The 10,025-nt window shown below is 72.8% G+C and carries 10 protein-coding genes; 3 read left to right on the forward strand and 7 right to left on the reverse strand.

The features are described from left to right. Positions 1 to 108: 108 nt before the first annotated feature. Together ACFV4F_RS17315 and ACFV4F_RS17320 are read right to left on the reverse strand one after the other, a co-directional pair. Positions 109 to 2,061, reverse strand: coding sequence for a hypothetical protein (locus tag ACFV4F_RS17315; RefSeq protein ID WP_380503252.1), 1,953 nt, complete (start codon positions 2,059 to 2,061; stop codon positions 109 to 111). Between the two features lie 32 nt (positions 2,062 to 2,093). Next, on the reverse strand, positions 2,094 to 3,137 hold the full coding sequence (locus ACFV4F_RS17320; RefSeq protein ID WP_380503255.1) for a nucleoside hydrolase: 1,044 nt from the start codon (positions 3,135 to 3,137) through the stop codon (positions 2,094 to 2,096). Between the two features lie 298 nt (positions 3,138 to 3,435). Here ACFV4F_RS17320 and ACFV4F_RS17325 point away from each other — a divergent pair, with 298 nt between their 5' ends. Beyond that, a complete protein-coding gene (locus ACFV4F_RS17325) occupies positions 3,436 to 3,558 on the forward strand; it encodes a hypothetical protein (RefSeq protein ID WP_359959260.1) in 123 nt (40 codons plus the stop codon). Then, positions 3,555 to 4,634 (forward strand): UbiA family prenyltransferase, encoded by a 1,080-nt coding sequence (locus tag ACFV4F_RS17330; RefSeq protein ID WP_380503258.1) that lies wholly within the window; start codon positions 3,555 to 3,557, stop codon positions 4,632 to 4,634. Before ACFV4F_RS17325 ends, ACFV4F_RS17330 begins: the two co-directional genes overlap by 4 nt. Before the next feature lie 17 nt (positions 4,635 to 4,651). Here the strand turns inward: ACFV4F_RS17330 and ACFV4F_RS17335 are convergent, their stop codons facing one another. Next, the gene (locus ACFV4F_RS17335; protein WP_380446204.1) at positions 4,652 to 4,951 is read right to left on the reverse strand and encodes a hypothetical protein; all 300 of its coding nucleotides are present in this window, start codon (positions 4,949 to 4,951) and stop codon (positions 4,652 to 4,654) included. Positions 4,952 to 4,961: 10 nt separating this feature from the next. Then, positions 4,962 to 6,050 carry a glycoside hydrolase domain-containing protein gene (locus ACFV4F_RS17340; protein ID WP_380503261.1) on the reverse strand — a complete coding sequence of 363 codons (1,089 nt, stop codon included), beginning with the start codon at positions 6,048 to 6,050 and terminating at the stop codon, positions 4,962 to 4,964. Positions 6,051 to 6,355: 305 nt separating this feature from the next. Between ACFV4F_RS17340 and ACFV4F_RS17345 the strand changes: the two genes are divergently transcribed. Continuing rightward, positions 6,356 to 7,048, forward strand: coding sequence for a rhomboid-like protein (locus ACFV4F_RS17345; protein ID WP_380503264.1), 693 nt, complete (start codon positions 6,356 to 6,358; stop codon positions 7,046 to 7,048). 30 nt (positions 7,049 to 7,078) lie between these two features. Here ACFV4F_RS17345 and ACFV4F_RS17350 read toward each other — a convergent pair whose 3' ends face one another. From ACFV4F_RS17350 to ACFV4F_RS17360, 3 genes are all read right to left on the reverse strand, one after another. After that, a complete protein-coding gene (locus ACFV4F_RS17350; protein WP_380446201.1) occupies positions 7,079 to 7,987 on the reverse strand; it encodes an NAD(+)/NADH kinase in 909 nt (302 codons plus the stop codon). A gap of 98 nt (positions 7,988 to 8,085) precedes the next feature. Beyond that, complete coding sequence (locus ACFV4F_RS17355) at positions 8,086 to 8,532, reverse strand: hypothetical protein (RefSeq protein WP_380503267.1); 447 nt, start codon at positions 8,530 to 8,532, stop codon at positions 8,086 to 8,088. A 400-nt stretch (positions 8,533 to 8,932) separates the two neighbouring features. Further along, positions 8,933 to 9,754: an SDR family NAD(P)-dependent oxidoreductase gene (locus ACFV4F_RS17360; RefSeq protein ID WP_380446199.1), complete on the reverse strand. Its 822-nt coding sequence runs from the start codon at positions 9,752 to 9,754 to the stop codon at positions 8,933 to 8,935. Positions 9,755 to 10,025 lie beyond the last annotated feature (271 nt).

Below are 10,025 nucleotides of genomic sequence, written 5' to 3' on the forward strand. Positions count from 1 at the left end.
CCGTTCGCCGCCCCGGCCCCCCCCCGTGCTCGCGGCCGCTCCTGGCCGCCCCCGGTTGCGGCGTGACCCCGCCCCGCCACGCCGCGGGGGGGCGAGGCGCATTCGGCCCTACCGGGCGGATCCGCTCCGGTGCTGGGTGCGGCTCTGTACCGGTGCGGGCTGCTGCACCTGCTGGTGCGGTACCGCCGCCCGTTGGGCTGCTTGGACCCGCTGGGCATCCTCGGCGAGGCGCTGCGCGGGCGGCTGAGCGGCACGCCTGGACAGCTCCTGCTGGATCTGCCCGACGGCGGTCTCCAGCCCGGCTGCCCGCTGGTGCGCCTCCTGTGCCTGTGAGCGGGCCGACTCCAGCCCCCGCTCGCGCGCTGCGGTCGTGCGGGCCAGCACCTCGGCCGGATTGCCACCGGCCTGCTGCCAGGCCGCCAGTACGGCGTCGTGCTCCGAGGCGTCCCCGGCCGCACGCACGCTCACCTGCAGCTGCTCCCGCGCGGCGGCGAGGCGCTGATCCCCGGTCTGCACGGCCACGCCGAGCTGCGCGAGCTGCTGCTCGAGGGCCTCACGGTCGGCTCCGCGAACGGCGGGCCTCCCGAACCCGCCCCGCTCCGCCAACCGCTCCTCCACGGCCCCGGCCTGCTGCCTGGCCCGGTCGAGGTCCCCGGCCAACCGGTCGACCCGGGCCGCGTCCGTCCGGCTCTGCAGGATCGCGTCCACCTGCCCCGCACGGGCGGCAACCCGCTGCTCCACCTCACCACCCGGCGCGAGCGCGGCCGCGATCTCCCCGACCCGCCCCTCGGCCGCCACGGCCTGCTGCCGGGCGCCCTCCGCCTCCCCGACAGCCCGGCCGAGCGCCGCACCGAGGTCGGCGTCCGGTACGTCCCCGTAGGGCAGCGATCGAGTCGAGGCGCGGACGAAGTCGGCCCGGCTCGCCCGGTCGGGGAACTGCTCCATCCGGGACCAGGCCTGGGCGGCTTGCTCCTCCGAGATCCCCTGTTCTGCGAGGTGGTCCCGCAACTCGCTGTAGACCGGGTGGTCGACGCGGCGTACGACGCAGTCGAGTACGGTCTTCAGCTGCGGGTCGACCTCGGGGCTGCGGTCGACCCACTGCCGTACGGCGTCGGTGAACTGCGCCCGCTCCCGCATCCGTTCGGCCAGCCAGGTGGCATCCATGGGGCCGAGGGCGGCGCGCTCCGCTGCGGCGTCGTACACGGCGACCAGCGCTGCAGCCTTGATGGCCTCGCGCGTCAGCGGATCCCGGAACCGTTCCGGGACAAGCGACGGATTGAAGCCGCGGAGCGCATCCGGGATGTCCCGCTGACGCCGCTGCTGGGGACCGTCGACAGTCACGCTGCGCGGAGTGTCCATCGGGCTGTGGAGAGTGTGCTCGATGACGTTGATGGGTTCCTTGCTGGCGAACGTCCACCCCTGGTTGGGATGGAGGTCGTCGAAGGGGTACCCCTTGCCCTCACCGGTCTGTTCGGCCTTCAGGTGGACGACGTAGCCGATCTTGCGATCGGGATTCGGATCATCCGGAGCGGCTCCGAAGAAGGCGTAGCGACCCTCGAAGTCGGTCCGCGGGTAAGCGGCGGCCAGGAGTTCCTGCACCGTACCCTTGTAGCTGCTGTCGACGAGTGTCAGACGGCTGCCGGGTATGCCGACGGGTACGTTCTCGTCGTCGAGATAGTCCGTCAGGGCGCGGTGGGCTCCGAGGACGCTGTCGGGAGCCACCCGGTCACGTGTTCCCCGGAACCCTTCGATGTCGGGGAACTGCTTTCCCCTGTTCTGCTCGAGATCCTGAAGCGCGGCCTCTGCTATGACGCGCGATAGCACGACCTCGCGGCAGCTTCTTGCGAAGAATTCCGGATCCAGCGCACGTGTGGCGGCGGCGAAGCTGTGTCCATCCCGTCCGAGAAAGACGACGAGGCGTCCTTGTTCGGCATCCGCTTTGAGATCGGGAAGCATCTCGGCCGCGATGGAGGTGATGAACGGCCCGTGGAAGCGACGGAAGACGTCGTAAGCCTCCGTGACGGCTCGTCTACCAGCGGGCGTGAGCTGGTAGTTGTCCATCAACGCCGTGATGGTTGGGTGCTCCCGCTCTATCAACCTTGCTCGCTTTCAGCGCGGGTGGAGGGCAGGCGCTCCGTCAGTGTTTTGGTGAGCCAGGTCATGAATGCGTCGTAGTCGGCGTCGAAGCTCCACCGGATCCGGACGCCGTCGTCACTCCTGGTGGTTCGTCCGATCTCGTCCATCGAGATGCCGATGGTGGCCGAATCGACGAATGGGAGCCTGAGGGCGGCTGTCAGAGTGAGGGCGTCGTGCTGCATGCTGCCGGGGTGGAAGCGTGTGAACCACGCGTCCAGGTGGGCGGCGAGGAGCGCGGCCCACTGAGGCGCGTGGGGGGCTGCCAGCCATTCGTACAGCGGGCTTTCCGCCGTGACCTCGATTTTCGGCGTGAAGGTTACCTCTGACGCAATGAACTCCGGCTTCCGTAGGTGTCCTACAGCGACCGCCTTGAGCACGCGGTGGGCGGCTGGAACGTCCAGGCGGACGTTGTGTTCGGCGATCTCCGGGTTGCGGTACCGCAGGGCGCCGCCCATCTGCGTCACCCGGAGCCGGGTAGCCGCCTCGGGTGCCTCGGCGAGGACGTGGGCGAGGTTCGACAGCGGGGCCATGCCGACCCACCGCACCGGGCCGTCCGTTGACGCCAGGACCTCGCGGACGGCGGCGACGACGTCGGTCCGCTGCGCCGGGACGTCCTGCGGCACGAGGTGCTCGATGACGAAGTACGGCGTGTCGGAGAGCTCGGCGCCGGCCACCGTCGCCACGTCGGGGCGGTCCATCAGGTCCAGCAGGTGGCGGGCGAAGCGTGCGCGTCGGCCCTGGGACTCGTCGCCGGTGATGACGAGCTTGAGGTCACTCGTGTACCGCGCAGCGGCGGCGACGGCCAGGGCGTCGTCGGGGTCCCCGCCGATGTCGGTGTCGATGATCAGCGGGGCGTTGCGCAGGTCCTCGGGCAGAGACGACGGGCGAATGTCTTTTGCCATCGCCGCGAACACGCTGTCGGGGATGGCTTCACCCAGTGCTGTGATGGCTTCCCTATGCCGACGCAGGTCGTCCCACGTGTCTTCCGAGTTGTCTCCCATTGTCCCTCTTCAGTCGATCGATCAAAGGTCGTCATGACCTTCGCGATTGCATCGTAGTGGGGTCCTCTGACCTGCCCCTGAGTGAGGGAACCCAGCACCTCCCCGCCGATCGGCGGGGAGGTGACTGAGTATCCGTACTCAGGCGGAACCCGCGTGCGGCGGCGGACGATGGCGGACGGCCTGCAGGATCAACGACTGTTGCTGCAAAGGGGAATGACGCATGGGAGCACTTTGGTCGTCGCCCGACGAACCGCACCGCCGGTCCGCACGGCGCGGATCTGCGCCCGGGAAGCGGCCCATGTCGTGCATCGAGTTCATCGGGTGTGCCCTGGCCGCCGTGTTGGCCCTCGCCGGGCTGGCGGTGCTCGGGGGGATGGTGCTGTTGTTCACCGGTTCGGTCCGACTGGTGCCGAACAAGTGAGGGGCGGACAGGGAGTGCGGCGCCTGGCCGTCCGCGTTCGGGTCCTCGTCGCGCTCGGCCGTCCCGCCGTCGCGCTGCTCTTCGCCCTCTACGCGGCGCTCGGGCTCGCCCAGGCGGGGCATGCCGAGGACCGGCTCCTGTTCGCCGAGTGCGTCGTGCCGGTCGTGGCGTTCCTGCTCTGCTCGGTCTGCGTCAACGACCTCTCCGACGAGGCGATCGACCGGGTCAACCTGCCGGGGCACTGGAGCCGGCCGCTGGTCACGGCCGCGGCGGGGAACCGGAACCTCGGCGTGACGGCCGCCGTGTCTGCCGTCGTCGCGCTCGGATCGGCTTTCCTCCTCGGGCTGCGGCCGGGGGTGTTGATGGTCGCGGCCCTCGCGCTGAGCGCCGGGTACTCGCTGCGCCCGGTGCGGCTGGCCGACCGGGGTGCCGTCGCGGCGCTGGCCCTGCCGGCCTGCTACGTCGCGCTGCCGTACCTGCTCGGCCTCACCGCCACCGGTGCCGCCGTCGGCCCTCGTGACCTGATGATGCTGTGCGGCCTCTACATCGGGTTCGTGGGCCGGATCCTGCTCAAGGACTTCCGTGACGTCCGGGGCGACGCCCTCTTCGGCAAGCGGACGTTCCTCGTGCGGCACGGGCGCCGCGCCACCTGTCTGTTCAGCGCCTGCTGCTGGGTGATCGGCACGTGCGTCATCCTGGCCGCCACGCCCCGGCCCACACCGGCGTTCGTGGCCTCGTACGGCGTGTGCCTCGCCGCGGTGCTGCTCATCCTCCGCGCGCTGGCGAACGAGGTCGGGCACCGGCGGGAGGAGGCGCTCATCGCGGGCGCGGCGGTGATCGGCCGGGGGTTGCTGGTCCTCCAGCTCGCGCACCTGGCGACGGGGCAGGCCGGGTGGGGAACGGGCGTGCAGACGTTGGTCGTCGGCGGGGTCCTCCTGGTGACGGTCGGCCAGGTCGTCGGCCTGGTGCGCTACGGGCCGGGAACCGGGCTCACCACCGCCTCACTCGGGCAGGAGGCGGCCGAGCCGTCGTCGCCCGGTGATCGAGCGCTTGTCGTGAATGCCCCCGCCCGGTAGGGGCGGGGGCGGATCGGTCACGACGGTTCCGGTGTGCCCGCCTGCGTGGTGGTCGCCGTGGTGGGCGGCGTCGCGTCGGCGGAGTCCGTGGTGGCCGGCGTGGTGGGCGGCGTCATCCTGAGCCAGCCCGGCAGCAGGGCGTCCACGGCGGGCATCGCCATGATCCGCGTGATGGCCGCGGCGACGGCGAGCGCGACGCCGAGGCCGGGGAGGGTGGACGGCAGGTTCGTGGTGTGCACGAGGGCGGGCAGCGCGGCGGCGAGGCCGAGGACGAGCTGGAGGATCGTGCGGATCGTGCGGCGGACGGAGTCGGGCACCGGTTCTCCCTCAGGTGGTCGGGGTGGTGGGGGCGGGCACCGCGGGCACCGCGGACACCGTGGACACGGTCGGGTCGGTCGGGCCGGTCGTGACGTGCATCTCGACGCCGGACGCGAGGGCCTTGGCCACGGCGGCCTCGATGGCGGCGGTGACCGTGGCGGTGTCGATGCCGTCGGTGTGGGAGAGCAGCGTCTGCATCACCGCCGCCTGTGCCGCGATCTGGGCCTTCGCCACGGCGAGTTGGTACTGGATCGGGTTGTTGGCGGCGAGCAGCCACATCGCCGGGACGACCGCGTCGGCGCCGGTCCGCTGCTGCCAGTCGGCGGTCACGTTCGGCAGGCCGTGCTGCCAGACCTGCTGCGGCAGCCCCCGGACGAGGGTGCGTATGCCGTCCGGATTGTCGTCGGCGTAGTGGACGGCGTAGGCGATGGAGTCCCGGACGGGCTGGCTGCTGACCGCGTTGACGGTCTCCTCGCGGATCATCGCGCGGAGCTGGTCCTCGGTGTACGGCACGTCGTCCTCCTGCGGGGAGCGGTCGGGCATCCACTGCCCGTAGTCGGTGGTGGTGGCGGTGTTGCGGTCGCAGTCGACGCCGCCGATGGTGACCGCTCCGCCCTGCCGGAGGTGTGCATCCGGGTCCCATACGCCGCCGGACCACGCGGAGGTCTGCCAGTACCAGGTGACGAGCCCGGAGGCGGCGGCGCCCCGGACCACGTGCAGTCCGCCGTAGACGCCCGTTCGCGCCGCGCCGAGGACGCCGGCGGCGCCCGTGAAGTACGGCCGGACGCTCGGCCAGTCGGTGTCGGTGTCGACGGCGAAGTAGATCGGCCGGTCCGGGGGCATGCCGCAGGCGGCGGCCTGTGCCGCGGCCGTTCGGGCATCGGCGGCTCCGGCGGCCTGCCCGGCGAGGGCCCGGCCTTCGGTGGTCTCCCACACGACGCCGCACCAGATGCCGTGCGCGGCCAGGTCGTCGGCCTCCGCGCGGGTGAGGTTCTTCGACGCGTCGGTGCTGAGGTACCGCATGGCGAAGGCCGCGCCGGAGGCCTGGAGGGCGGCGGCCGTCGGGTGGGTCCAGGGGTAGTCGACTCCCCAGGTCACGAGGTGGCTCCCTTGGGTGTGTGGGGGTGAGAGCGGGAGTGGGAGTGCGGGTGGGGGTGAGGGCGATGGGCTCGGCGGACGGCCGGCCGACGGGTTGTCCGAGTACGTTCTGCCCCGCCACCAAGAGCGGCAAAGCCCACAACCGCACCGTGTTTGACCAGGACATGGGCACGATCATCCCGGTGAGCCGGATGATCGGGATGGGCCCGGCATGAGCCCGGGATGCCGGCGGGGCCGGACGTCGGTGCGACGTCGCGCGGGCCGTACGCTACGTCGGAGCCCGCCGAGAACCCTGGAGAGCCTCCTTGCCCGCTGCGCGCCGACTCGTCCGCAACCCCGCCGCGTGGTACGCGGCCCTGCTGGCCGTCGGGGTGACGGTCACGCACGCGCTGCCCGTCGACGACGCGGAGCGGCTTCGTGCGTGGGCCTCGACCGATCTGGCCAACCTGCGGCCCTGGCCGGCCGGTCACCCCGTCGAGGCGCTGGTGGCGTCCGCGTTCGTGCCCCAGGGTGACGGGTGGGCGTGGCCGCTGCTCGCGCTGTCGGGGTTCACCGTGGTGGCGGTCCTCGGCCGGTTGCGTGCGGTGCTGGTGCTCGCGCTGGCCCACGCGGGGGCGACGGCCGTGACCGAGGGGATGGTCTGGTGGCGCATCCGGCACGGCGGCCTGCTGCCCGACGCCGCGTTCGAGCTGGACACCGGCCCGTCGTTCGTCGTGGTCGCGGCGATGGTCATCGCGGCGGGGTGCGCCCGCAGGGTGTGGTGGCGGGTGGTGTGGTCGGCCCTGCTGGTGGCGTCGGCGCCCGAACTGCTCGACGGCCTGCCCGACGGGGACGTGGCAGCGGTCGGACACGTGCTGGCCGCGCTCACCGGTCTCGCGGTCGTCGTCGCCCACCATGTCCGCCGCCGCCACCGGCCCGCCGAACGGGAACCGGCCCGTGCGCCGAGCCGTGCGCCGAGGCGTTCACAGGGTCGTTCGCAGGGCCGCTCGCAGCGATGAGACATCCGCTCGGCGGAGCCGTGATGAGGCTCAGGCAGGCTCCGCCGAACCGGTGAGGCGGAGCTTGCGCTGGGCGCGCTGGTAGAAGGTGGTGCGGCCGAGCCGGACGACGCGGGCGGCGTCGGGCAGCATGGTCACCTCGACGACGTCACCGGGGGACACGTGGCCGGCCAGCAGGCCGTCCGCCTCGACGGCGAGGCCGCCGCTGTGCGGCAGCACCTCCAGCGCGAGCCGCTCACCGCTGGAGAGGAACACCGAGCGGTTGAACGCGGCGTGCGGGGCCACCGGCGTGATCAGCAGGCCCTCGGCGTTGGGCGAGACGATCGGACCGCCGGCCGAGAAGCTGTAGGCGGTCGACCCGGTCGGGGTGGCGACGACGACGGCGTCGGCGGTGTAGGACACGAACGGCTGGTCCTGCACCCGCACGGCGACGGCCGCGGTCCGGTGCCCCGGGCTGCGCACCAGCACGACGTCGTTGAGCGCCGTGTGCCAGGTGGAGCCGAAGCGGGCGTGCACGCCGGAGCGGGTCTCCACGGTGAAGCGGTGGTCGTCGATCGCGTCGAGCGCGGCCGGGAGGTCCGGCACGTCGACCTCGGCGAGGAACCCCAGGCGCCCGACGTTGACGCCGAGCACGGGGGCGTGGCCGCCGGACACCATCCGCATGGCGCGCAGCATGGTGCCGTCCCCGCCCAGGCTGATCAGCAGGTCGGCGCTCGCGGTCATCTCCTCCGCCTCGACCGGTACGGCCTCGCAGCCGATCCGCGTCACCTCGGCCGCCAGGCCCAGGACCTTGGCGCCGTGCCCCCGGCTCCACCGGAGGACGGTGTCCACGGTCGGCGCGCACGTGCGCTCGGGGTGGAGGACCAGCCCCACCGTGCCGATGAATCCCATCCGGGGCACCTCGCCGTCGTGCGGGCGGATGTTGCTCCTCCCAGTCACGCACAGCCGGGTGCCGCCTTCAAGGGCACGGGCCGGGGACGGCGCCGGCCAGGGGCGGCGACCTCGGGCGCCCGGGGTGAGCGCTTGCCGTGCGGCTCCTAGGCCGGTGGGGCCTGGCCCCAGGCCAGGACGACCCCCGTGGCCACCAGCGCGCCGGCGAGCATGGCGGTCAGGCCGGCCCGCGGGCGTTCGAGGGTCCACCACAGGCAGGCCAGCACGAATATGCACAGGATGAAGCCGGCCCCTATCAGGGCCAGGGCGTCGCGTCGGTGGCCGGTGACTCGGGCGCCGACGATCAGCGCGAGGTAGAAGCCGAGGATCACCCCGTTGATCGAGGACTTCACCGGGGAGGACTCGGCGCTCCCGTCCTGCCACCAGTCCCTGAGCTCGGCGAAGCGATCGGACGGCCTGGGCGGTCGCGCCTGGCGTTCGCGCGCGGCGGGCACCGGCACGGCGTCCTGCGGGACCGCCGCTCGCGGGACGGCCTCCCGCGGGACCGCGTCCTGCGGCACGGAGTCCTGAGGCGTGGCGGGTACGTCGGCCATCTGCGTTTCTCCCCCGAGAAGGCCGCGCCGCCCTCGCGGCTGCGGGGCGGGGCGGACCCGGGAAGCGTAGGACGTGCGGTGCACGGTGATCAACACCGGTCCGCTTCGGCGCACGGGACGGCCTCCTCCGCGTCTCCACGCCGCCGTCCGCACGCCGAGGTCCGAACGGCGGAGCATGCGGGTGTCGCTGTGACCCGCTTCGTCGGATCCGATGAGGGCCGGAGGTCTCATCCGGTGCCGGTGGCACGCGGCGCCGGATGGGTCTACGCGGGCTTGCGGCCGTGGTTGGCCTTCTTCTTCCGCCGGGCCTTCTTCTTGCGGGCGCGCTTGGACATCGGGGACCTGCTTCCGTTCTTCGGGTGGGCGGGGTTCGGGCCGGCGGGGTTCGGGCGGGCGGGGTTCAGGCCGCCTGGCCGACCAGCTGGTCGGCGAGCTTGGCGAGCCGCTTCTTCGAACGCTCCTCCTGCGCCGCCTGGGCGGTGGCCGCGACCGAACCGCCTTCGTAGTAGGCGCCGTTGACGACCGGGAAGTCCGGCAGGCACACCCGGACGACGGCCGCCGCGCCCTCGGCCGCCGGGGCGCCGACGCGTCCGTACAGGGGGAGCAGGGCGGTCTCGCACTGGCCAGGGTTGACGCTGACGGCGGTGATGCCGGAGCCGTCCGGGGCCATCTCGGCGGTGTCCATGGTGAGCGCGAGCTGCGACTGCGCGTACGCGGCGACGCGCGAGTACTTCTTGACGCGGTGCGGGTCGGACCAGTTCATCGACGCGGTGCGGTGCAGGGCGGAGGAGACGTTGACGATGCGGGCGCCGTCGGCCGCCGTTAGCGGGGCGCGCAGGAGCTTGGCGAGGAGGTGGCCGGCGAGGAAGTTCACCTGGAGCGAGACCTCGTTGCCGTCGTCGGTGAGAGTGCAGCGCTCGGGGGCCATCACGGCGGCGTTGTTGACCAGCAGGTCCAGTGCCGGGTAGTGCTTGACGACCGTCCCGGCCAGCACCGCCACCTCCGACAGGCGGGTGAAGTCGGCGGCCAGCTCGACGAGTTGGTCCCGCCGGGCGCCGTCGGCGACCAGCCGGGCGACGGCCGCCTCCGCCTCGGCGGTGGTCCGGGCGTGCACCAGGACGGTGGCGCCGAGGCCGGCGAGGAGCCGGGCGGTCTCCCAGCCGATGCCGGAGGACGCGCCGGTGACGAGGGCGGTGCGGGCGGACAGAACAGAGACGGACATGACCCATCCAGGGTGGAGGGCGCCGACGGGGTGCGAAGGAGGCGTGGCGCGTGGCCGGGCCTCCCCGGTGCCGTCGGCGCGGAGAGAAGTGATGCGCGGAGAGAAGTGATGAGCGGGAAGAGGTGATGCGCGGAGAGATGCTTCGCGCGTCCGAGAGACGTTTCGCACGTCCGTCCCCCGGGCTCGGAGCCGACGGGCCGGGGGGCGGAGGGCGGGGGTACGCGCCGGGGCCGGGGCGGACGAATCGGCGGGAATCCCGTGCGCCCCCGGG

This window comes from Kitasatospora sp. NPDC059722 (assembly GCF_042733235.1).
In the GTDB taxonomy this organism is placed as follows: Bacteria; Actinomycetota; Actinomycetes; order Streptomycetales; family Streptomycetaceae; genus Kitasatospora.

Excerpts from the sequence above, each read along its gene's own strand:
- ACFV4F_RS17320 (WP_380503255.1), bottom strand. The coding sequence starts at position 3,137 with ATGGGAGACAACTCGGAAGACACGTGGGACGACCTGCGTCGGCATAGG.
- ACFV4F_RS17315 (WP_380503252.1), bottom strand. The coding sequence starts at position 2,061 with ATGGACAACTACCAGCTCACGCCCGCTGGTAGACGAGCCGTCACGGAG.
- ACFV4F_RS17355 (WP_380503267.1), bottom strand. The coding sequence starts at position 8,532 with ATGGCCGACGTACCCGCCACGCCTCAGGACTCCGTGCCGCAGGACGCG.
- ACFV4F_RS17325 (WP_359959260.1), top strand. The coding sequence starts at position 3,436 with ATGTCGTGCATCGAGTTCATCGGGTGTGCCCTGGCCGCCGTGTTGGCC.
- ACFV4F_RS17360 (WP_380446199.1), bottom strand. The coding sequence starts at position 9,754 with ATGTCCGTCTCTGTTCTGTCCGCCCGCACCGCCCTCGTCACCGGCGCG.